Source organism: Azospirillum isscasi (genome assembly GCF_030849505.1).
GTDB classification, from domain to species: Bacteria; Pseudomonadota; Alphaproteobacteria; order Azospirillales; family Azospirillaceae; genus Azospirillum; species Azospirillum isscasi.
In genome coordinates this window covers 1-22081 of sequence record NZ_JAUJFI010000029.1, presented here as the reverse complement: position 1 = coordinate 22081, position 22081 = coordinate 1, and the positions used below count along the sequence as shown (strand labels likewise).

Here is a 22081-nt window from a genome sequence, read left to right as displayed (position 1 = left end):
AGCGAGGTGATGCCGGACTCTACTTTCACACGATAACGGCGTTCTGTCATGGGGCGCCGATGCGTTGCGGGGCAAGCCGCCGCTTCCATGTGCGCTCCACACGGATGAACCGGCGTCGGGCCGGGCAGAACGCTCCGCGCCCCGCCGGTTACCGGTTGCCGCAGGTCTGTATGACCCCGTCCACCTTGCGTGCGCTGTCGGCGGTCAGGCGGTCGTTGATGAAGTCGGACCACAGGCCGGTGCGGTTGAGGTCGTCGGACACGCAGCGACAGGTTGTCGTGCAGCGCGCCGCCTCGCCGCCACCGGCGGTGCAGGTCGCCACGCAGGAGGTTTGGAAGCTGCGCACGTCCGCCGGATCGGCACCGATCCCCATGGCCAGCAGCGACAGCAGGCCGAACAGCACGGGCTGGTGCAGCAGATAGACCGCCAGGCTGTGCCGTCCGGCCCAGGCGAACCAGCGCCCCGCCGTTCCGCCCGGAACCGCCGCCGGGCCGGGCCGCCACAGGCGCCCCAGGGCCATCCCGAACAGGAAGCCGCCGAACCAGGGGAACAGCGGCACATAGTCGTTCGACTCCGGCTCGAAGGTCATCAACCCGATCCAGCGCAGCCAGGGCTCGTCGAACAGGGGCAGGGCGACCGTCTTTCCCACCGCGATCGTCGCCGCCCCCAGCAGCAGAAGCACCGCCCAGGGAAGCCGCAGCAGAGCTAGGCCGAGGAGGCTCGCCACCGCCATATGGTGCAGCACGCCGAAGACGATCGGGCTGTCCGGAAACATCGCCACCGACACCGCCGAGACGCCGCCGGCCGCCAGGACCAGAAGGGCGAAGCGCCGCAGGAAGCGGGTCCGGTCGATCCCGCCCTCCGCCGCCAGGACAAGGCTGAGCCCCGACAGGATCAGAAAGGCGCCGAGGATGCCGGTGCGCGCGGCCAGCCACAACGGATCGCCGAACAGGTCGAAATCGGCCAGACCGAGATGATTCAGGTCCCAGGACCCGTGATACAGGGCCATGGCGAGCAGAGCCGCGCCGCGCGCCACGTCGATGGCGCCGACGCGCCGCGCCTTCGTGGATGCCGGAGGCGCGGCAGCGGAAGATGTGGGCAGGATGGGCATGGCGGGGACTTTTGCCGGAATGGCGCGCCCCTGTCCACCGGCGCTCTCACGCCGCCGCGGGCGGGGGAAGCATCAGACGGGCCTCGGTGCCCCGGCCCGGGGAGCCGGTCATGCTGAAGGTCCCGCCGATCTGGGCGGCCAGCGAGGTGACGATCTGAAGGCCGAGGCTGGACGGGCGGGTCAGGGCGAAGCCGTCGGGAAGGCCGGCGCCGTCGTCGCGCACCGTCAGGACCAGACCGCCGCCGCCGGCCCGCAGATCGACGGTGATCCGTCCGGCCTGCCCATCGGGAAACCCGTGCTCCAGCGCGTTGCTGACCAGCTCGGTCAGGATCAGCGCCAGCGGGATCAGGGTGTCCGGCGGCAGGTCGGATCGGGTGGCGCTGACGGTGCAGCCGATCCGCTCCGCCCCGGAGGTCTTCAGGATGTCCTCGCACAGCTCGCGCAGGAACGGCTCCATGTCCATCGGGCCGTCGTGCGGGGCGTGCAGCCGGCGGTGCAGACGGCCCAGGGTGGACAGCCGGCCCGCGGCCTCCTCCAGCGCGCGGTGGGCGTCGGGGTCCTTCACCTTGGATTTCTGGATCGTGATCAGCGAGGAGGCGAGCTGAAGGTTGTTCGAGACGCGGTGCTGAAGCTCGCTGAACATCACCTGGGTCTGGTGCGTCAGGCGGGCGCTGCGGTTGCGCTCCTCCGCCAGACGCTCCAGCGCCACGGTCATGATGTGGATCACGGCGATGTCCACCGCCACCACCAGCCCGAAGAAGCCCAGCGCCAGCGCGCCGCCCGGCGTCAGCGTCAGCGACTGGCCGTCGCCCAGGAAGAAGTACCAGGAGGCCAGCCCGCTCAGCAGCGCCGTCAGGATGCCCGGCCAGAGACCGGCCAGGAAGGTGGTGACGATCACCGCGGGGAAGAAGGTCAGGAAGGGAAAGCCCGCGGGCAGCCGGTTGTCCAGCGCGAGGCGCACCACCAGGGCGGCCACGAAGGCCGCCAATCCGAACATGAAACCCAGGCCCCTGTGCCCGCGCAACCGGGAGAGCTTGGCGAGAGTCATATGCGGCGGTTGTCCGTTCTGGAAACGACGGACGGGCGCCGCCGTCCGCGGGGAAGAGCGCCTACGATATGGATATTCGTATGCAAACGCACAGCTTTTTATGCGGGGGCGCCATAAATAAAGTTCGATCTTCCAAGCGTTGTTCAGTCGGGCGGCAAAGGCGCACGGGACCGTGCCGGCGTGGTGGAAACAGTCCCGCCCGGTAGGCCGCCGCGTTCCCGAAAGCCGAACGGCGCCGCGGATCGACGCGGCGCCGTTCGTTGCCTCGGCTCGATCGCACCCGGCGACGGGTCAGCGCTTCACGGCGATGCCTTCCACCTGCGACACGTCGCGGACCGCGCCGCGGTCGGCGCTGGTGGTCAGGGCCGCATAGGCGCGGAGCGCCGGGGAGACGATGCGGTTGCGGTTGGCCGGCTTCCAGGCGTCGGCGCCCTTGGCGTTCTCCGCGTCGCGGCGGCGCTGAAGCTCCTCGTCCGGCACCGCGAGGTCGATCTTGCGGTTGGGGATGTCGATCTCGATCCGGTCGCCGTCCCGGACGAGGCCGATGGCGCCGCCCTGCGCCGCCTCCGGCGAGGCGTGGCCGATCGACAGGCCGGAGGTGCCGCCGGAGAAGCGCCCGTCGGTGACCAGCGCGCAAGCCTTGCCCAGCCCCTTCGACTTCAGGTAGCTGGTCGGGTACAGCATCTCCTGCATGCCGGGGCCGCCGCGCGGGCCTTCGTAGCGGATGACCACCACGTCGCCCGCCTGAACCTTGTCGCCCAGGATGGCCTCCACCGCCGCGTCCTGGCTCTCGAACACGCGGGCCGGGCCGGCGAAGACGAGGTTGGAGGCGTCCACGCCCGCCGTCTTCACGATGCAGCCCTTCTCCGCGATGTTGCCGAACAGCACGGCGAGACCGCCGTCCTTGCTGAAGGCGCTCTCGACGGAGCGGATGACGCCCTTGTCGCGGTCGAGGTCCAGTTCGGGCCAGCGCTTCTCCTGGCTGAAGGCGATGGTGGTCGGGATGCCGCCGGGGGCGGCCTTGTACATGGTGTGCACGCCCTCGTCCTGGGTGCGCTTGACGTCCCAGCGGTTCAGCGCATCGCCCAGCGTCTTGGCGTGGACGGTGGCGACCTCGCGGTTCAGCAGGCCGGCGCGGTCGAGTTCGCCCAGGATGCCGAAGATGCCGCCGGCCTTGTGCACGTCCTCGATGTGGACGTCGGACACCGCCGGGGCGACCTTGCAGACGTTCGGCACGCGGCGCGACAGCCGGTCGATGTCGGCCATGGTGAAGGGCACCTGACCCTCCTGCGCGGCGGCCAGCAGGTGCAGCACCGTGTTGGTCGAGCCGCCCATGGCGATGTCCAGCGTCATGGCGTTCTCGAACGCCTCGAAGGTGGCGATGCCGCGGGGCAGGGCGGTCGCGTCCTCCTCCTGGTACCAGCGGCGGCACAACTCCACGGCCATGCGGCCGGCGGCCAGGAACAGTTCCTTGCGGTCGGCGTGGGTCGCCAGGATGGTGCCGTTGCCGGGCAGCGAAAGGCCCAGCGCCTCGGTCAGGCAGTTCATGGAGTTGGCGGTGAACATGCCGGAGCAGGAGCCGCAGGTCGGGCAGGAGCCGCGCTCCATCTCCGCGGCCTCCTCGTCGGTCACGGTCGGGTCGGCGGCGGCGACCATGGCGTCGATCAGGTCCACGGCCTTGGTCTTGCCGCGCCAGTTGACCTTGCCGGCTTCCATCGGGCCGCCCGACACGAAGACCGCCGGGATGTTCAGCCGCATGGCGGCCATCAGCATGCCGGGGGTGATCTTGTCGCAGTTGGAGATGCAGACCAGCGCGTCGGCGCAGTGGGCGTTCACCATATACTCCACCGCGTCGGCGATCAGCTCGCGCGAGGGCAGGCTGTAGAGCATGCCGTCGTGGCCCATGGCGATGCCGTCGTCCACGGCGATGGTGTTGAATTCCTTGGCGACGCCGCCCGCCTTCTCGATCTCGCGGGCGACGAGCTGGCCCAGATCCTTCAGATGGACGTGCCCCGGCACGAACTGGGTGAAGGAGTTGGCGATGGCGATGATCGGCTTGCCGAAATCGCCGTCCTTCATGCCCGTCGCGCGCCACAGGCCGCGGGCGCCCGCCATGTTGCGGCCGTGCGTGGAAGTGCGGGAGCGATAATGCGGCATGTCTCTACCTCGGGGATCGAACATTGCGTGCGGAAGCGCAGGGGCAGCAACACTAGCAATCCCGAAGGGCGGAAACCAGACCTCTCGTTCCCATTTTCCGGCCAACGGGACATGGGAGCTTTGCCGTGGGAGCTTTGCGGGAGGGAGGGGAGGGGCGCGCCCCGCCCCTAGCCGCGGGAGGCGTCCCGGCGCGACGCCTTGCCCGGCTTCCCGCTGGCGGCCCCGCCGCGGGAGATCTGGCCGCCGGTCTTGGTGGTGCCGGTCTGCTCCGTCCGCCCCGCGGCGACCGCCGACAGGTTTTCCGCCGCCGCGCGTGTCCCGCTGCCCCGTTCCGCTTTCGGCTTCGCGGCGGGTTTCGGTGACGCGGCCTTGGGGCGGCGCTTTGGTGGGGCGTCCGGGGCGCTGCTTTCGGTTTCCGCGCTCTGTTGCTCGGCGCGGATCTCGTCGTCCACCTCGGCTTCGGCCTGGGCCCAATGCTCGTCGTGGCGGCCGTGAGGGCGGCCCTCCCGTTCCCAGATGTCGTGGGCGCGGCGCTGGACGCGGTGCGCCCGCTCGTGCTCCGGTTTTTTGGTCATGGGATTGCCTCCTCCTGATCGTGACGGGTTCCGGATCGGCCTGCCCGTCACAACGCAGGAGAGCGGCGGTGGTTTCAGAGCGCCCCAAAAGGCGGACCAGGACACAGGGTGAGCCCCCGTCAGCGGCTTTCCTGCCCCGCGAAACGGCTTTCGAAGCGCGCGGCGTCGGCGGGGGCCAGGGCCACATGCAGATGCGCCTGCCCGTCCTCGTCCCGGCGGTCCAGCACCTGCCCATGCTCGTACAACCACGCCAGGACGCGCCCGTCCGCCAGGGTCACGCTCAACTCCAGCACCTGCCGCCCGGCGGACAGGCGCCGGTCCAGAAGCTCCAGCAGATCGTCGAGCCCCTCCCCGGTCAGGGCGGACACGGCGACCGCATGCTCCTCTCCCTCCGTCATCCGCTGGTTGGCGAGGCGCATGTGGAGCGCGCCGCGGGCGGTCGCCGGCATCTGGTCGGTCTTGTTCAGAACCTCGACCACGCGCGGGTCGTTGGCGGCGTCGATCCCCAGGTCCGCCAGCACCGAATCCACATCGGCCTTCTGCGCCGCCGCATCGGGGTGCGAGACGTCGCGGACGTGCAGGATCAGGTCGGCGGCCTGCACCTCCTCCAGGGTGGCGCGGAAGGCGGCGACGAGCTGGGTCGGCAGGTCCGACACGAAGCCCACCGTGTCCGACAGGGCGACAGGCTTGCCGGAGGACAGCGTGATCCGCCGCACCGTGGGGTCCAGCGTGGCGAACAGCATGTCCTCGGCGGCCACCCCGGCGCCGGACAGGCGGTTGAACAGGGTGGACTTGCCGGCGTTGGTGTAGCCGACCAGGGCCACCATCGGCGTCCCGCCGCGCTGGCGGGCGGAGCGGTGCAGCTTGCGGGTCCGCCGCACCTCCTCCAGATCCGATTTCAGGCGGATGATGCGCTCGGCGATCAGGCGGCGGTCGAGTTCGAGCTGGCTTTCGCCGGGGCCGCCCAGGAAGCCGAAGCCGCCGCGCTGGCGTTCCAGGTGGGTCCAGGAGCGCACCAGCCGCGACCGCTGGTAGGTCAGCGCCGCCAGTTCGACCTGCAACTGGCCCTCGCGGGTGCGGGCGCGGTCCCCGAAGATCTCCAGGATCAGGCCGGTGCGGTCGATCACCTTGGCCATGCACTGGCGTTCCAGGTTGCGCTGCTGCACCGGGCTCAGCGCGTGGTCGATCACCACGAGATCGGCTTGGAAGGCCTCCACCATGCCGCCGATCCGCTCGGCGGTGCCGCGCCCGAACAGGGTGGCGGGGTCGGGGCGGGCGACGCGGACCGCCTCGGCGTGGGGCACCTCCAGATGGATGGCCTGGGCGAGCGCGATGGCTTCGGCAAGCCGGGCGTCCGGGCTGCGCGCCGCGCCGCCCTCCGGCTCCGGAAGCGTCGGCAAAAGGGGCAGGATGACCAGGGCGCGGCCGGCGGAGGGCGGTCCCGCCCCTTCGGCGGTGTGGCCTTGGGCGTTGCGGAAGACGGAGGCGGTGGAACGGGATGGCGGGCGGTCGTCGGGATCAGGCATCGTGTGGGCACCGTTCCTTCGAGCAAGAGTTGTGCGCCCGCAAAAAACAGCCCGGCGGCGCCGCGGTTCCAAATCCGCCCGGAATCGTGCACAAACCGGTGGCCTGAAATCTCTGGACACCCCCATCATGTCATCCCTGGACCGCAGCGCCGCTCCGCCCCGTCCGGCCATGCTCCATCCCTCCGCCGGAGCGCTGGACCGCTGGCCCTGGTGGGGGCTGTGCGCGGCGCTGGCGGCGGTGATGGTGGCGTCGGCCCTGGCGATCGGCTTCCGCACCCCCTACTGGTCGCACGCCGACCAGGATCTGGTGCTGGCCTATCACGGGCTTCTCTTCAGCGAGGGCCTGCCGCAGGAGTATTTCGACCATCCCGGCTACACCTATTTTCTGGTGATCGAGGTGTGGTACCGGCTGCTGCACGCGCTGGGGCTGATGCCGGTGATCACCCTGTCCGGCCTGCCGCCCGCCGCCGACACCGCTGCCTACACCGCGGCCTGGCAAAATCTGGTGGAGGCGGGACGGGCGCTGTCCATCCTCGTCACCACCGGCTTCGCGCTGATCTACGCCAACCTCGTCCGCGCGCTGGTGGGGGACCGGCGGGTGGCCTTCCTGGCCGCCGTGGTGATGGCCTTCGGCATCGGCCTGTCCACCCAGGCGCGGCAGATGCGCACCGACCTGCTGTCGGCCTCCTTCGTGGTGACGGCGCTTCTTCTGGTGCTGGTCGCCGTCCGCACCGCGCCGGGCTGGCGGCCCCTGCTGCTTCTCGGGCTGGCCGGACTGCTGGCCGGGTTGGCGGTGGTGACGAAGATCCAGGCGATCTTCCTGGCGATGGGCATCCCGGTGATCGCGCTGGCCTTCGGGCGCCGCTTCGCGGGGGAGGGCGGACCCCCTTGGATCGCCGCCGGGATGCTGGCGGCGGTGGCGGGGATGGCGGCCCTGCCGGCGGTGGCGCTGATCCAGCACGGCATCGCCAGCGCCGGCCAGTCGCTCTACCCCTACCGCCCGGTCGGCGGGGGTCTGTCGGGGGTCTATCAGGGGATCATCGTCGGCTGGGTCTTCCTGGGCATGGCCGTCTATGCGGCGGTGTGGCGGGTGCGGGCGTCCTACGCGGTGGCGGCCATGGCGGCGGTCGCGCTGGGGCTGGCGCTCGGCGTGCTCGCCCTGACGCTGCGCCCGCACGAGCAGAACGTCATCGCCGTCGCCAACCTGGTCGAGCACATGTTCGTCTTCACCACCTGGAAGCATCAGGCCGCGCTCCAGGGGCAGGAGCAGGTGCTGTCCGATGGGCTGGCGATGCTTCTGGCGAAGGGGCTGTGGCGCACGCTGGCGATCCGCACCATCGTCCTTCACCCCGACAACATCCCGCAGACCGTCGTGGCGGAGTGGTTCATCATCGGCGGCTGCATCGTCCTGTGGCGCCGTGGCGAGCGCGCGGCGGCGGCGCAGGCGGCGCTTCTGCTGCTGGTCGCCTGGGGGCTGGAGACGCTGTTCTCCCTGCGCGGGTTCCAGCGGGCCTACGCCGCCTACACGGACCCGTTGATGGGGCTGGCGGCGGCCTGGGTGCTGCTGCGCCTGCCCGGCCTGCTGGAGCGTGCCCGCACGCGCCGCTGGATCGTCGGCACGGTGGCGCTGGTGGTGGTGGTCGCCCAGGTCTGGCCCGCCATCGAGGCCATCCGCCTGCCCAACCCCGCCGGCCAGTGCGGCTGGATTCCCACCTATATGAAGCGGGTCGAGCCCTTCCCCTTCTGCCGCCCCGGTTGAGGCGGGGCGCGGGCATCCCACATCATGGGGGACAGGCTGACCACGAGGTTCGACCCCATGGACGACACCGCCGAGACCCCCTGGAAAACCGATCCCGAGGCGCCGGACACGGGCGATCCCGGCGACCCCGGCGGTGCCGACACGCTGGACCAGCGGGTGGCCGCCGCGGCGATGCGGCTGGCCGCCGGGCAGGGCTGGCGCCACACCGGGCTGATGGAGATCGCGCGGGCCGCGGGAGTGCCGCCGGACGCCTTCTACCGCCGCTTCCCCGACCGCTCCGACGTGCTGGCCGCCGTGTCGCGGGTCGCCGACACCGCCGTCCTGGCCGGCGAGTCGCCGTCCGCACCGGAGGAGAGCGCCCGCGACCGGCTGTTCGACGTGATGATGCGCCGCTACGACGCGCTGCTTCCCTACCGGGACGGGCTGCGCTCCGTCGTCCGCGACCTGCGGCGGGAGCCGCTGACCGCGCTGGCCTTCTCCCGCCATTTCGGGCGGTCCATGGCCTGGATGCTGCGCGCCGCGGGGGTCGAGGCCGACCGGCCCGGCGGCGCGCTGGCCGTGGCGGGTCTGGGCGCCGTTCAGGCGCGGGTCATGCGCGTCTTTCTGGCCGACGACACCGCCGACCTGTCGCGGACCATGGCGGCGCTCGATTCGGAGTTGCGGCGGGCGGAGCGCTGGGCTGGGGCATTCCGCCGCAGATCCGGACGCCCCTCTCCATCCGAATCAAAGACGCCGCCGCATGGCGCGGGGGAACCGGGAGGCGCGTCCGCCGGTTGAGGTTCCATGGAACGCAGTGTAGCCCCTGGTGCGACGCACAAGGGCGTTGACTATCTTTTTGGCAATCTGCATAGTCGCGCCACAGGTTTGCTGCGTCGCAGCATGCCTACCAAATCCTTTCGTCGGGGGTGAGAACCATGGCCAAGCAGACCGGTAACCCGTTCCTCGAATTCGATCTGTCCAAGATGCTGGGCGAGTACAAGGTGCCGGGCCTGGACGTCGAGTCCATCCTGGCGAGCCAGCGCAAGAACATCGAGGCGGTGACCGCCGCCAACCAGCTCGCGATCGAGGGTCTGCAGGCCGTGCTGCGCCGTCAGGCCGAGATCGTCCGCTCCTCCGTCGAGGAGGCCGGCAGCTACGTGAACCAGGTCGCCGCCGCCGGCACGCCGGAAGAGAAGGCCGCCAAGCAGGCCGAGCTGGTGAAGGTCGCCTTCGAGAAGGCCCTCTCCAACATCAAGGAGCTGGCCGAGCTGGTCGCCAAGTCCAACACCGAGGCCGCCGACGTGCTGTCCAAGCGCGTGTCGGAGAGCCTGGACGAGGTCAAGGCCGCCATCGCCAAGAAGTAAGCCTCTCGTCCGTTTGAGAGTGCCGCGAAGGGCCGCCCAGCAGGGCGGCCCTTTCGCGTTTCAGGCATCACTGCTAGCCTTGCCCGCAACGACCGCAACCGGGCAGGGACAAGAGAACCGTGACCATCAGCTACGACGATTTCCTGAAGGTGGACGTCCGCGTCGGCACCATCATCGCGGCGGAGTCCTTTCCGGAGGCGCGCAAGCCCGCCTACAAGCTGACCGTCGATTTCGGGCCGGAAATCGGCACCCGGCGCAGCTCCGCCCAGATCACGCGCCATTACACGTTGGACGAGCTGGTGGGACGGCAGATTCTGGGGGTGGTGAATTTCCCGCCCAAGCGCATCGGCCCCTTCACCAGCGAAGTTCTCTGCCTGGGCCTGCCCGACGCGGACGGGGAGGTGGTGCTGGTCGGTCCGGGCCAGGGTGTCCCGAACGGCGGGCGTCTGTTCTGACGTCCCGGCCGATTCGCCGGGGCATGGGCATTGACGGGTTGGGGAGGTGGTTGCGCTGGGCCCCCTTCCTAACCCTCCCCCACCTTCGGCGGAGGAGGGCCGGGGTGGGGGCCGAGGCGAGGACTTGTGACGAAGCCCCTCACTCGGAGCGTTCGATGGAACCCCAGAGGTCGTATTCGTCGGCGTGCTCGATGGTGACGTCCACGATGTCGCCGGGCTTCACGTTCGTTTCGCCGTTCAGGAAGACACTGCCGTCGATCTCCGGCGCGTCGGCGTAGGAGCGCCCGATGGCGCCTTCCTCGTCCACCTCGTCGATGATGACGCCCAGCGTGTAGCCGACCTTCTGCTGGAGCCGCTCGGCGCTGATCGCCTTCTGCGTCTCCATGAAACGCTCCCAGCGCTCCTGCTTGACCTCCTCCGGCACGGCGCCGGGCAGGTCGTTGGCGGTGGCGCCATCCACCGGCTCGTACTTGAAGCAGCCCACGCGGTCGAGCTGCGCCTCCTTCAGCCAGTCCAGCATGAACTGAAAATCCTCCTCCGTCTCGCCGGGGAAGCCGGTGATGAAGGTGGAGCGCAGCACCAGATGCGGGCATTCCTGCCGCCACTTCCGGATGCGGTCGAGCTGCTTTTCCTGGGCGGCGGGGCGGCGCATCGCCTTCAGGACGGTGGGGGAGGCGTGCTGGAACGGGATGTCCAGATAGGGGAGGATGCGCCCCTCCGCCATCAGCGGAATCACCTCGTCCACATGCGGGTAGGGGTAGACGTAGTGCAGGCGCACCCAGACGTCGAAATTCGCCAGCTCGCGGCAGAGGTCGATGAAGCGGGCCTTCACCTTGCGCCCGTACCAGTCCTCTTCCGCATATTTGCGGTCGATGCCGTAGGCGCTGGTGTCCTGGGAGATGACCAGCAGCTCCTTCACGCCGGCGGTCGCCAGCTTCTCCGCCTCGCGCAGGACCGAGGCGACCGGGCGGCTGACCAGATCGCCGCGCAGGGACGGGATGATGCAGAAGCTGCAGCGGTTGTTGCAGCCCTCGGAAATCTTCAGATAGGCGTAGTGGCGCGGGGTCAGCCGCAGCCCTTCCGGCGGCACCAGATCGGTGAAGGGGTCGTGGACCGGCGGCACGGCGTCGTGCACGGCGTTGACCACCTGTTCGTACTGGTGGGGTCCGGTGACGGCCAGCACGTCGGGGTGTACCTGACGGATCAGGTCGGATTCCACGCCCATGCAGCCGGTCACGATGACCCGGCCGTTTTCCTTGATCGCCTCGCCGATGGCCTCCAGCGACTCCTTCTTCGCGGAATCGAGGAAGCCGCAGGTGTTGACCAGCACGACGTCCGCGCCGTCGTAGGACGGCGAGATCTCGTAGCCTTCGGCGCGCAGGCGGGTGAGGATGCGCTCGGAATCGACGAGCGCCTTGGGGCAGCCCAGGCTGACGATCCCCACCTTGGGGGAGGAGGCCGGGTTGGTCTTGAAACCGGGAATGGACGGGGGCGTGCTGGTCATGGCGCGCATATATAGGCGAGTCGCGGCGCAACGCCAGACAAAACGCGCGGCGCAGCCCCGACACGAAGTGGTAGGTGCCCTGCGTTGTCTCCGCACCGCTCCGGTATCCCGGACGGCGCCGCAGGGGGGTGCGACACCATGTGCCGGAAGACCCGTGACGTCAATGTTTCGTTTACCGTCCCGATGCCGTAGTGTGCGCCTCGTCGTCGGGGGTGGGCAGTCGTAGACTCGCCTACTGGGGTATGTTAGTTTGGTGATCGTTTAGTCTCTAAATCTTACAGACTCGTTGTCGGCTGCGGTCGTTCAGCGCGTTTCCCTCTGACCACTGTCGAGACCCGGCTGCCATGTCGAAAAGCCCCCCGTCTCTGGCATCGGCGCAAGCGATCGCCGAAGTCATGATGCACATCGGTCACATCGCCGACAGCATGGGCTATACGCAGGGTTTGAAACCGTCGCAGTGGACGGCTCTGCGCTATTTCGCGCGTGCCAACGACAGCCAGCGGACCGTATCGGCCTTCGCGGACTTTCACGCGACGACCCGCGGCGCCGCGTCGCAAATGGTCGAAGTGCTGGTGACGAAGGAGCTTCTGACGCGCGTTCCGGTGCCGGAAGACCGCCGCGTGGTGCAGCTTCACCCGACGCCGAAGGCGCTGGCGCTGCTGGAATACGACCCGCTGAAGGATTTTGCCGGGGTGATCGCGGCCCTGCCGGGGCCGGAGCAGTTCCAACTTGCGGATCTGCTGTCGCGCGTGCTGCGCGGGTTGCTGAGCAAGCGGTCGGCGTAAGCGCTGTTGCCCCCTCCCTAACCCTCCCCTGCGTCAGCGGGGGAGGGCCGGGGAGGGGGAAGACCTTTACAACTTCACGCACTCCCCACCGGCGGAACCCTCAGCCGTTCCACCGCCCGGGTCACGATCTCGTGCAGCCCTTCGCCGCCCGCGCTGCTGTGGTCCAGCAGGCGCTGGCGCATGCGCGGCTCCCAGAAGGTGCGGATGTGGCCGGCGGTCTCGGTCACTGCCTCGTCCTGCGGGTAGGACTGGAAATAGCCGGCGATCTGATTCGCCATTCGGATGATTTCGCGTGTGGTGTCCATGGGTCGGCTCCCGGAATGTGCTGTTTTCTTCGTCAACGGAACAGCATGACGCCGGTGCCGCGCGCCCGCGCGGCCAGCGTCATGCCGGCGGCGCGGGCGAGCTTCAGCGCCAGCGCCGTGGGGGCGGAAATGGTGGCGAGCATGGGAATGCCGATGGTCGCGGCCTTCTGGACCAGCTCGAAGCTGCACCGGCTGCTCATCACCGCGAAGCCGCCGGACGGGTCGACGCCTGCGCGGGCCAGCGCGCCGGCCAGCTTGTCCAGCGCGTTGTGGCGCCCGACGTCCTCGCGCGCCAGCAGGATGCGCCCGTCCGGACCGGCCCAGGCCGCCGCGTGCAGGGACTTGTTGGCGCGATTCATCGGCTGGTGGTCGGGCAGGGCGGCGAAGGCGGCGGCCACCGCCCCCACCGACGGGAGGAAGCCCGCCGTCACCCGCGGCGGCTCCCGCACGGCGTTGGCGAGGCTGTCCACCCCGCACAGGCCACAGCCGCTCCGCCCCTCCATCGAGCGGCGGCGCAGCGAGCCGCGCAGAAGACGCAACGGGTCCGCCGCGATGGACAGGACGATGCCGTCCTCCACCGTGCGGATGCCGATGCGGTCGATGTCGGCGGCGCTGCCGACGATTTCCTCGCACAGGCTGAAGCCCAGCGCGAAGTCCTCCAGGTCGGCGGGCGTCGCCATCATCACGGCGTGGGAGCGTCCGTTGTACTCGAACGCCACCGGGGTTTCCTCGGCGACCAGCCACGTCACGTTCGCCTGATGGGGAGCCTGATCGGCCGCTTCCGGAAAGCCGGTGCCGCTGGCCGGCAGGGAATGGGCGAGTGCCTGCATCGTGGGTCTCCTGTTTCCCCTCTCCCGCCCCGGGAGAGGGAAGGGGCCCGCGCCGAGCGCGGGAAGGGTGAGGGTGCTGCCAAGGATCATGCTTTGATCCTCGGACGACCCTCACCCGGCCGCTTCGCGTCCACCCTCTCCCGGGGCGGGAGAGGGGGTACCGTTACTCCGCCGCCACTTCCACCAGCGCGCCGCGGCGGATCTGCCAGTCGGACGGGTGGTTGCTCAGCGTCACCTGCACTGCGGTCACCTTGTATTCGGGGCAGTTGGTGGCCCAATCCGAATTCTCGGTGGTGACCACGTTGGCGCCCGTCACCGGGTGGTGGAAGGTGGTGTAGACCACCCCCTGCGGCATCCGGTCGGAGATGCGCGCCCGCAGCGTGGTGGCGCCGATGCGGCTGGCGATGGAGACCAGATCGCCGTCGCGGATGCCGCGTTCCTCGGCGTCGTGCGCGTGGACCTCCAGGATGTCCTCCGGGTGCCACGCCACGTTCGCGGTGCGGCGGGTCTGGGCGCCGACGTTGTAGTGGCTGAGGATGCGGCCCGTCGTCAGGATCAGCGGGTAGAAGCGGGAGGCCCGCTCCTCCGTCGGCACATACTCGGTGATCATGAAGCGGCCCTGGCCGCGGACGAAGCCGTTGGCGTGCATGATCGGCGTGCCGGTCGAGTCCTCGTCGGTGCAGGGCCACTGCACGCTGCCCACCCGGTCCAGCTTTTCGAAGCTGACGCCGGAGAAGGTCGGGGTCAGGCGGGCGATCTCGTCCATGATCTGCGCGCTGGTCCGGTAGAACATGGGATAGCCCATGGCGGTGGCCAGTTCGCAGACAACCTCCCATTCCTGCTTGCCGGTCTTGGACGGCATCACCGGGCGGACGCGGTTGATGCGGCGTTCGGCGTTGGTGAAGGTGCCGTCCTTCTCCAGGAAGGAGGTGCCGGGCAGGAAGACGTGGGCGAAGGCCGCGGTCTCGTTCAGGAACAGGTCCTGCACCACGACGATCTCCATGGCCCGCAGCGCGGCGAAGACGTGCTGGGTGTTGGGGTCGGACTGCGCGATGTCCTCGCCCTGCACGAAGATGCCCTTGAAGGTGCCGTCCACCGCGGAGTCGAACATGTTGGGGATGCGCAGGCCCGGCTCGGGGTCGAGCGCCGCGTTCCACACCTCCTCGAACTGCTGGCGGACCACGTCGTCGGAGACGTGGCGGTAGCCGGTCAGCTCGTGCGGGAAGGAGCCCATGTCGCAGGAGCCCTGAACGTTGTTCTGGCCGCGCAGCGGGTTCACGCCGACGCCGTCACGTCCGATGTTGCCGGTCGCCATGGCGAGGTTGGCCATCCCCATCACCGCGGTGGAGCCCTGGCTGTGCTCCGTCACGCCCAGGCCGTAATAGATTGCCGCGTTGCCGCCCGTGGCGTAGAGCCGGGCCGCCGCGCGCATCTCCGCCGCCGGGACGCCGGTGTATTGCTCGGTGTTTTCCGGGGAGTGGCGCGGGTCGCGGACGAAGGCTTCCCAGCGGGCGAACTCCATCGGGTCGCACCGGTCGGCCACGAAATCGCGGTCCACCAGCTCTTCGGTCACGATGACGTGGGCCAGCGCGTTCATCGCGGCGACGTTGGTGCCGGGGCGGAGCTGGAGGTGGTGGGTCGCCGAGACGTGCGGGCTGCGCACGAGGTCGATGCGGCGCGGGTCGATGACGATCAGCCTGGCGCCCTGGCGCAGCCGCTTCTTCATGCGCGAACCGAAGACCGGGTGACCGTCCGTCGGGTTGGCGCCGATGACCAGGATCACGTCGGACTTGTCGACGCTCCTGAAGTCCTGGGTGCCGGCAGAGGTGCCGAAGGTCTGCTTCAGGCCGTAACCGGTGGGCGAATGGCAGACGCGGGCGCACGTATCGACGTTGTTGTTGCCGAAGGCGGCGCGGATCATCTTCTGGACGACATACACCTCCTCGTTCGTGCAACGGGACGAGGTGATGCCGCCGATGGAGCCGCGGCCATACTTCTGCTGGACCGCGCGCAGACGGGTGGCGGCGTAGGTGATCGCCTCGTCCCAGGACACGGTGCGCCACGGGTCGTCGATGCTCTCGCGGATCATCGGCTTCATCTGGCGGTCGGCGTGGGTGGCATAGCCCCAGGCGAAGCGGCCCTTGACGCAGGAATGACCCTCGTTGGCGCCGCCGTCCTTGTGGGGGACCATGCGGACCACCGTGGTGCCCTTCATCTCCGCCTTGAAGGAGCAGCCCACGCCGCAATAGGCGCAGGTGGTGATGACACTGTGCTCCGGCTGGCCCAGCTCGATCAGCGACTTTTCGGTCAGCGTGGCGGTCGGGCACGCCTGGACGCAGGCGCCGCAGGACACGCACTCGCTGTCCATGAACTGCTCAAGGGCGCCCGGCGAGACCTTGCTGTCGAAGCCGCGCCCGTCGATGGTCAAGGCGAAGGTGCCCTGGACCTCGCCGCAGGCCCGCACGCAGCGGGAGCAGACGATGCATTTGGACGGGTCGAAGGTGAAGTAGGGGTTGCTCTCGTCCTTCACCGCGGCGCGGTGGTTCTCGCCGTCGTAGCCGTAGCGGACATTGCGCAGGCCGACCGCGCCGGCCATGTCCTGAAGCTCGCAATCGCCGTTGGTCGGGCAGGTCAGGCAGTCCAGCGGGTGGTCGGAGATGTACAGCTCCATCACGCCGCGGCGCAGGCGGCCCAGACGCTCGTTCTGGGTGTGCACCTTCATGCCCGGGGCGACCGGCGTCGTGCAGGAGGCCGGGGTGCCGCGCCGCCCCTCGATCTCCACCATGCACAGCCGGCAGGAGCCATAGGCGTCCAGCATGTCGGTGGCGCACAGTTTTGGGATGGTGATGCCGGCTTCCATCGCCGCGCGCATCACCGAGGTGCCTTCGGGCACGGTCACCTCGCGCCCGTCGATGTCCAGCGTCACCAGGGTGGCGGACTCGCGGGCCAGGGTGCCGTAATCGATTTCACTGATCGACATGGTTTCAGTCCTTTCCGGTCACTCGGCCGCGACAGCCGTGGGGCTGCGGGTGAAATCCTCGGGGAAGTGCTTCAGGGCGCTGCGCACCGGGATCGGCGTCATGCCGCCCATCGCGCAGAGCGAGCCGTCCGTCATGACCTCGCACAGGTCGTTGAGCAGCGTGATGTTCGATGCCACCTTCTCCCCGGCGATGATGCGGTCCATCACCTCGACGCCGCGCACCGCGCCGATGCGGCAGGGGGTGCACTTGCCGCAGGATTCGGCGGCGCAGAACTCCATGGCGAAGCGGGCCTGTCTGGCCATGTCCACGCTGTCGTCGAAGACGACGATGCCGCCGTGGCCGACCATCGCCTCGACCGCCGCGAAGGCTTCGTAATCCTTCGGCAGGTCGAACAGGGACGGCGGCAGATAGGCGCCCAGCGGACCGCCGGCCTGCACCGCGCGGATCGGACGGCCCGTGATGGTGCCGCCGCCGAACTCGTACAGCAGCTCGTGCAGGGTGACGCCGAACGCCTTCTCCACGATGCCGCCGTGGCGGATGTTGCCGGCAAGCTGGAAGGCCAGCGTGCCGCGCGACCGGCCCACGCCGAAGTCGCGGTAGTGGTTGGCGCCCTTGTCCAGGATGACCGGGACGGAGGTCAGCGACAGCACGTTGTTGACGATGGTCGGCTTGCCGAACAGCCCCTCCAGCGCCGGCAGCGGCGGCTTGGCCCGGACGGTGCCGCGCTTGCCCTCCAGGCTTTCCAGCATGGAGGTCTCCTCGCCGCAGATGTAGGCGCCGGCCCCGACGCGGACGTCCAGGTGAAAGCGGTGGCCGGTGCCGTGGATCTCGTCGCCCAGCCACTTCTCGTCGTAGGCCAGCCGGATCGCCTCGCGCATCGTCGCGACGGCGTGCGGGTATTCGGAGCGGATGTAGATGTAGCCCTCGGTCGCCCCCACCGCGATGGCGGCGATGGTCATGCCCTCGATCAGGCAGAAGGGGTCGCCTTCCATGATCATGCGGTCGGCGAAGGTGCCGCTGTCGCCCTCGTCGGCGTTGCAGCAGATGTATTTCTGGTCCGCCTGGGCGTTCAGCACCGTGTTCCACTTGATGCCGGTCGGGAAGCCGGCGCCGCCCCGCCCGCGCAAGCCGGATTCGGTGACCTCGGTCACGATCTCCGCCGGGGTCATGGCGAGCGCCCGCTCCAGCCCGCGGAAGCCGCCGTGCAGCCGGTAATCCTCGACCGACAGCGGGTCGATGATGCCGCAGCGGGCGAAGGTCAGCCGCTCCTGCTTGGCGAAATAAGGGATTTTCTCGGTCAGGCCGTGGGCCAGCGCGTGGTCGGCGCCGTCGAGGAAGCCGGCGTCGAACAGGCCGGGCACGTCCTCGGCCATCACCGGGCCGTAGGCGACGCGGCCTTCCGGGGTTTCCACCTCGACCAGCGTTTCCAGCCACAGCATGCCGCGGGAGCCGTTGCGGACGATGCGGAGCGGAATGCCGCGCTTCGTGGCCTCGGCGCGGATGGCGGCGGCGGTCTCGTCGGCGCCCACCGACAGGGCGGCGGCGTCGCGCGGCACGTAAACGGTGTGCAGGGGGGCGCTCATCGTGCAGCCTCCGCGGCCAGGGTGGAGGCGGCGATGGCGTCGAAGCGGGCCGGGCTGACCCGCCCGTGCAGCGTTTCGTCCACCATCACGGCGGGGGCCAGGGCGCAGTTGCCCAGGCAGAAGACCGGCTCCAGCGAGAAGGCGTCGTCGGCGGTGGTCTCGTGGAAATCCACCTTCAGGCGGCGGCGGATGTGGTCGATCAGCCCGTCCGCGTTCATCGACTGGCAGGCTTCGGCCCGGCAGACCTTGATCGTGTGACGGCCCGGACGGCTGCGGCGGAATTCGTGGTAGAAGGACACCACCCCGTGCACGTCGGCGCGCGACAGGTTCATCTCACGCGCCAGAAGCGGAATGGCCTCCTCGTCGATGCAGCCGAACTCTTCCTGCAGCGCGTGCAGGATCGGCAACAGGGCCCCGCGCAGGTGCCGGTTGGCGGCGATCACCGCCGTGGCGCGCTCCTCGCTCCATGGAGATCGGGCGTTCATGGTCTCCTCCCCCGCGCCCGCCTGACATCGGCGGCGCTTCGTTCGTGTCTCGTCCATCAGCGTGGCGGACATTGGGGGAGGCGTGCAAATTTGATTTTCTGATGCGGTGATAGGGTTTGGCTATCACCACACGGATCGCGCGGTTATGCCGTTGCGATCATAGCCCTTTCTCTAGAGACCCCAGGGGGCCAGCGCCTCGTCGGTCAGGGCGCGCACGCGCTCGGCGAGGCCCGGCTCCGCGGCGACGGCGGCCAGCGCTTTGGCGAGCGGGGCCGGCGGCTCGCGGTCGGCGTAGACGAGGCCGACCGCGTAGGTCAGGTCCGGCTCGGTCAGGGGAAGGGCCACCAGATCGGGATGGCGGGCGACCAGCGTCAGAAGCTGGCTGGGCACCACGCTGGCGGCGAGGCCGCTGCGCACGATGGTGTAGATGGTGACGATGGAGTTCGTCTCCATCAGCGGGACCACCGTCCGGTCGGCCATGCGGAAGGCGGTGTCGGCGATGCGGCGGTTCTGCATGTCCGGGGTCAGCAGGCACAGCGGCAGGTCCGCCGCCTCCACCCAGCGGATGCTGGTGGCGCCCTCCCGGACCTGACGGCGCTGGGCCAGAAGGAAGTAGCGTTCCGAGAACATCGGCACGGTGCGGACGTTGCTCAGCGGCTCGTTGTCCAGATAGGTGACGGCGGCGTCCAGCTCGAACCCGTCCAGTTCGCGCTGGATGTCGCGCGAGCTGAGCGACCGCACGCTGGAGCGGATCTGCGGGTAACGTTCGGCGAAGCGGGCCAGCACATGGGGAACCGCGGGCAGGGCGGTGGGGATGGCGCCGATGCGCAGATGGCCGGACAGGCCCTGGCCCAGCGCCGTCAGTTCCTGATACAGCCCGTCCCGCTCCGCGACGATGCGGCGGGCGTATTCCAGCACCTTCAGCCCTTCCGGCGTGAAGCCGGAGAATTTCTGTCCGCGCTCCACGATGGGCACGCGCAACTCGTCCTCAAGCTGCCGGATGGCGTTGGACAGGGTCGGCTGGGAGACGTGGCAGGCCTCCGCCGCCCGGCCGAAATGCTGCTCGCGGGCCAGGGCCAGCAGATAGACGAATTTGCGGAACACGGCTTCCTCCCCGCGCCGAACGGCCCGTGTCCGCTCAGCCTTCTCATCCGGCGTCGCGGACGTTATGCCGAATCGGGCACACCGGCGGCAAGGGAAGAGGCGCCCGCCGCCCGGTCCCGTCTTCCGCGTCAGTCTCCCGGCTGCGCCGCCGGGGCGGCGTGGGTGGAGCGCATCAGGGTCCCGCGCTCGGTCAGCAGGACGGTCAGAAGCGCCAGCACGCCCAGCACGGTGAAGCCGACGGTCAGCGGACGGACGGTGCCGTCGAAGGACTGGCCGACGATCCAGCCGACCACCGCCGCCATGCCGGTGCTGAAGAAGCCCACGAAGGACGAGCCCATGCCCGCCACATGGCCAAGCGGCTCCATCGCCATGGCGTTGAAGTTGGGGGCGATCAGGCCGAAGCAGAAGAAGATCGCCGCCATGAACAGGCCGAGGCCGAGCAGCGGCGGGTGCTCCGGAAAGCCCAGCAGCGCCATGGCGAGGCCGGTCAGCGTGTAGCCGATCAGGGCCACATGCGACACCCGGTGCATGCCGACCCGCCCGACCAGCCGCGCGTTCACCAGCGAGGCCAGCGCCATCACGCCGGCGATCGCGCCGAAGGCCACCGGGAACATCGCCCCCAGCCCATAGACGTCCACGAAGATCTGCTGGGCGCTGCCGACGTAGCTCAGCAGCCCGCCGAACAGCAGGCCCATGGCGGCGGTGTAGCCGACCGTCGCGCGCGTCGTCACCACCTTGCCGAAGGCGTGGCCGAGCGCCGCAGGGGACAGCGGCATCCGGTCTTCCGCCGCGCGGGTTTCCGCCAGCCGCAGCATCGACCAGACGAAGGCGATGACGGCGGCCAGGAACAGGGCGCCGAACACCCATGGCCAGGTGCCGAGATGCAGGATGCCCTCGCCGAGCGCCGGCGCGATGATCGGCACGACGATGAAGATCATCATGACGAAGGACATCACCCGGGCCATGTCGCGCCCGACGAAGCGGTCGCGCACGATGGCGATGGCGACGACGCGGGGCGCCGCCGCTCCGAATCCCTGCAACGCGCGGGCGGCCAGAAGCGTGGCGAAGCTGGGGGCGAAGACCGCGCCCAGCGACCCGATGGCGAAGATCACCAAGCCGGCGGCGAGCACCGGCTTGCGCCCGAACCGGTCGGACAGCGGGCCGTGGAAGGGCTGCCCGATGGCGAAACCCATCATGTAGGCGGTGATGACGAGCTGCCGGTCGTTCTCCCGCCCCACGCCGAAGGAATGGGTGATGTCCGGCAGTGCGACCAGCATGATGTCGATGGACAGCGCCGTCAGCGCCATCAAAAGAGCCATGAGCGCGACGAACTCGCCGAAGCGGATGTCGCCGCTCCGGCCAGCGGAAGCGGAAAGGGGAGTGGAATCAGGCATTGCGCCAGTGTGCGGAACGCGCGTTGCCGCGGCAAATTAAATTCCCGCAGCCCGGCCATCGATAATTGGTCATGGACAATTCAAGGCTGTGTCGCACCGCTGCGAAGTGCACCACGTGGTGCCGTTTTTACCGATGCAACCAACTTTCATTTGATAACCACAAGAAGTGGAAATCGCATGGCATGAAAATAGTGATAGCTGGTCGGATTTTGTGGGAAGCAGCGGGAATGGCCGACTATAGTGATCCGCCTCAACAGTCTGTGAACACCGGGCATGCGCCTTCGTCTTCCCTTCGTGGCTCTGCTGGCGCTTCTTCCGCTCGTCGCCTTCGCGGCAGCCTCGGTCATACTGGTCGACCGTCAGCAGGAACGATCGGTGGAGGAGCTGATCCGACACGCCACCGACGCGGCGGTGCGGACGGTGGACGGGCGCATCCTGGTGACGCGCAGCGCGCTCGAAATCATGTCCACCGCCCGTTCGCTGGAGATCGGCGACCGGTCCGTCTGGAATGAACGGGCGGAACGCGCCTTGCGCCAGCGTTCGGACTGGATGGCCCTGGAACTGCGCGAGCGTGGAGGCGCCACCCTTCTGAACCACCGTCCGGCGGAGGCCGACGGCATCGACCCCGCCATCCGCGCCGCCCAGGCGGAGCGGGTGTTCCGGTCGGGGGAGGTCTGGGTCAGCGGCATCATCACCGATCCCGCCGGGCGGGTCGAACCGGTCTTCGCGGTCAGCGTGCCGATTTGGGGTGTGGGGGAGGTGCGGCAGGTCCTGACCGCCTATGTGCGGGCTTGGTCCCTGAACCGGGTTCTGATGGAACAGATCGTGGGACCCGATTGGATCATCGGGCTGTTCGACAAGGATGGCCGGGTCGTCGCCCGCAGCCGGTCCGACACGGCGTTCGACCCGGTGGTGGGCCAGCCGGTGCACGAATCCCTGGCCGTGGCGCTGAGGAGCGGCGCCGAGTTCTTCCTGTCCAACACCCGGCAGGGGCAGGAGGTGCTGTCGGCGAAGGCCGGTTCCGTCGCCGCGCCGGGCTGGCTCCTGGCGCTCGGCGCGCCCGCCGCGCCCATCGAGGCGGCGGCGCGGCGGACCGTCTACATGATCGCCGGCGGCGGGCTCGGCGCGCTGGCGGT

The 22081-nt window shown here is 69.3% G+C and carries 19 protein-coding genes; 6 read left to right on the top strand and 13 right to left on the bottom strand.

Translation table 11 applies throughout. The features are described from left to right. Nucleotides 1-148: 148 nt before the first annotated feature. From QSG27_RS08560 to hflX, 5 genes are all read right to left on the bottom strand, one after another. The gene (locus QSG27_RS08560; protein ID WP_306705133.1) at nucleotides 149-1111 is read right to left on the bottom strand and encodes a DUF1624 domain-containing protein; all 963 of its coding nucleotides are present in this window, start codon (nucleotides 1109-1111) and stop codon (nucleotides 149-151) included. Between the two features lie 46 nt (nucleotides 1112-1157). After that, the gene (locus QSG27_RS08555) at nucleotides 1158-2108 is read right to left on the bottom strand and encodes a sensor histidine kinase (RefSeq protein WP_306705131.1); all 951 of its coding nucleotides are present in this window, start codon (nucleotides 2106-2108) and stop codon (nucleotides 1158-1160) included. Between the two features lie 342 nt (nucleotides 2109-2450). Then, the gene (ilvD, locus tag QSG27_RS08550) at nucleotides 2451-4316 is read right to left on the bottom strand and encodes a dihydroxy-acid dehydratase (protein ID WP_306705130.1); all 1866 of its coding nucleotides are present in this window, start codon (nucleotides 4314-4316) and stop codon (nucleotides 2451-2453) included. A 167-nt stretch (nucleotides 4317-4483) separates the two neighbouring features. After that, nucleotides 4484-4891, bottom strand: a complete 408-nt coding sequence (locus tag QSG27_RS08545) for a DUF2934 domain-containing protein (protein ID WP_306705129.1) — start codon at nucleotides 4889-4891, stop codon at nucleotides 4484-4486. 119 nt (nucleotides 4892-5010) lie between these two features. After that, complete coding sequence (hflX, locus tag QSG27_RS08540; RefSeq protein ID WP_306705127.1) at nucleotides 5011-6417, bottom strand: GTPase HflX; 1407 nt, start codon at nucleotides 6415-6417, stop codon at nucleotides 5011-5013. 127 nt (nucleotides 6418-6544) lie between these two features. Here hflX and QSG27_RS08535 point away from each other — a divergent pair, with 127 nt between their 5' ends. From QSG27_RS08535 to QSG27_RS08520, 4 genes are all read left to right on the top strand, one after another. After that, complete coding sequence (locus QSG27_RS08535) at nucleotides 6545-8176, top strand: phospholipid carrier-dependent glycosyltransferase (protein ID WP_306705125.1); 1632 nt, start codon at nucleotides 6545-6547, stop codon at nucleotides 8174-8176. 57 nt (nucleotides 8177-8233) lie between these two features. Next, nucleotides 8234-8953, top strand: coding sequence for a TetR/AcrR family transcriptional regulator (locus tag QSG27_RS08530; protein ID WP_306705123.1), 720 nt, complete (start codon nucleotides 8234-8236; stop codon nucleotides 8951-8953). A 137-nt stretch (nucleotides 8954-9090) separates the two neighbouring features. Then, nucleotides 9091-9519 carry a phasin family protein gene (locus QSG27_RS08525; protein ID WP_306705121.1) on the top strand — a complete coding sequence of 143 codons (429 nt, stop codon included), beginning with the start codon at nucleotides 9091-9093 and terminating at the stop codon, nucleotides 9517-9519. 119 nt (nucleotides 9520-9638) lie between these two features. Beyond that, the gene (locus QSG27_RS08520; RefSeq protein ID WP_306705120.1) at nucleotides 9639-9974 is read left to right on the top strand and encodes a tRNA-binding protein; all 336 of its coding nucleotides are present in this window, start codon (nucleotides 9639-9641) and stop codon (nucleotides 9972-9974) included. A gap of 139 nt (nucleotides 9975-10113) precedes the next feature. Here QSG27_RS08520 and rimO read toward each other — a convergent pair whose 3' ends face one another. After that, nucleotides 10114-11478, bottom strand: a complete 1365-nt coding sequence (gene rimO, locus QSG27_RS08515; RefSeq protein WP_306705119.1) for a 30S ribosomal protein S12 methylthiotransferase RimO — start codon at nucleotides 11476-11478, stop codon at nucleotides 10114-10116. A gap of 395 nt (nucleotides 11479-11873) precedes the next feature. On the opposite strand from rimO, the gene QSG27_RS08510 reads away from it, so the two are divergent. Beyond that, nucleotides 11874-12263, top strand: a complete 390-nt coding sequence (locus QSG27_RS08510; RefSeq protein ID WP_306705118.1) for a MarR family winged helix-turn-helix transcriptional regulator — start codon at nucleotides 11874-11876, stop codon at nucleotides 12261-12263. Nucleotides 12264-12337: 74 nt separating this feature from the next. On the opposite strand, the gene QSG27_RS08505 is transcribed toward QSG27_RS08510, so the two are convergent. The 7 genes from QSG27_RS08505 to QSG27_RS08475 all read right to left on the bottom strand — a co-directional run bounded on the left by QSG27_RS08505 (nucleotide 12338) and on the right by QSG27_RS08475 (nucleotide 20870). Continuing rightward, entirely contained in the window at nucleotides 12338-12568 is a 231-nt protein-coding gene (locus QSG27_RS08505; protein ID WP_306705117.1) for a formate dehydrogenase subunit delta, read from the bottom strand. Nucleotides 12569-12600: 32 nt separating this feature from the next. Further along, on the bottom strand, nucleotides 12601-13398 hold the full coding sequence (gene fdhD / locus QSG27_RS08500) for a formate dehydrogenase accessory sulfurtransferase FdhD (protein ID WP_306705116.1): 798 nt from the start codon (nucleotides 13396-13398) through the stop codon (nucleotides 12601-12603). Nucleotides 13399-13561: 163 nt separating this feature from the next. After that, nucleotides 13562-16378 carry a formate dehydrogenase subunit alpha gene (gene fdhF, locus QSG27_RS08495; RefSeq protein ID WP_306705114.1) on the bottom strand — a complete coding sequence of 939 codons (2817 nt, stop codon included), beginning with the start codon at nucleotides 16376-16378 and terminating at the stop codon, nucleotides 13562-13564. An 18-nt stretch (nucleotides 16379-16396) separates the two neighbouring features. Then, a complete protein-coding gene (locus QSG27_RS08490) occupies nucleotides 16397-17962 on the bottom strand; it encodes a formate dehydrogenase beta subunit (RefSeq protein ID WP_306705112.1) in 1566 nt (521 codons plus the stop codon). Beyond that, nucleotides 17959-18447: a formate dehydrogenase subunit gamma gene (locus QSG27_RS08485; protein WP_306705110.1), complete on the bottom strand. Its 489-nt coding sequence runs from the start codon at nucleotides 18445-18447 to the stop codon at nucleotides 17959-17961. The genes QSG27_RS08490 and QSG27_RS08485 overlap by 4 nt, the downstream gene beginning before the upstream one ends. Before the next feature lie 171 nt (nucleotides 18448-18618). Beyond that, nucleotides 18619-19551, bottom strand: coding sequence for a LysR family transcriptional regulator (locus tag QSG27_RS08480; RefSeq protein ID WP_306705108.1), 933 nt, complete (start codon nucleotides 19549-19551; stop codon nucleotides 18619-18621). 128 nt (nucleotides 19552-19679) lie between these two features. Beyond that, nucleotides 19680-20870, bottom strand: a complete 1191-nt coding sequence (locus QSG27_RS08475; RefSeq protein ID WP_306705106.1) for a multidrug effflux MFS transporter — start codon at nucleotides 20868-20870, stop codon at nucleotides 19680-19682. Between the two features lie 348 nt (nucleotides 20871-21218). On the opposite strand from QSG27_RS08475, the gene QSG27_RS08470 reads away from it, so the two are divergent. After that, the coding region (locus QSG27_RS08470) for a cache domain-containing protein (protein ID WP_306705104.1) at nucleotides 21219-22081 on the top strand (863 nt) is incomplete at its 3' end.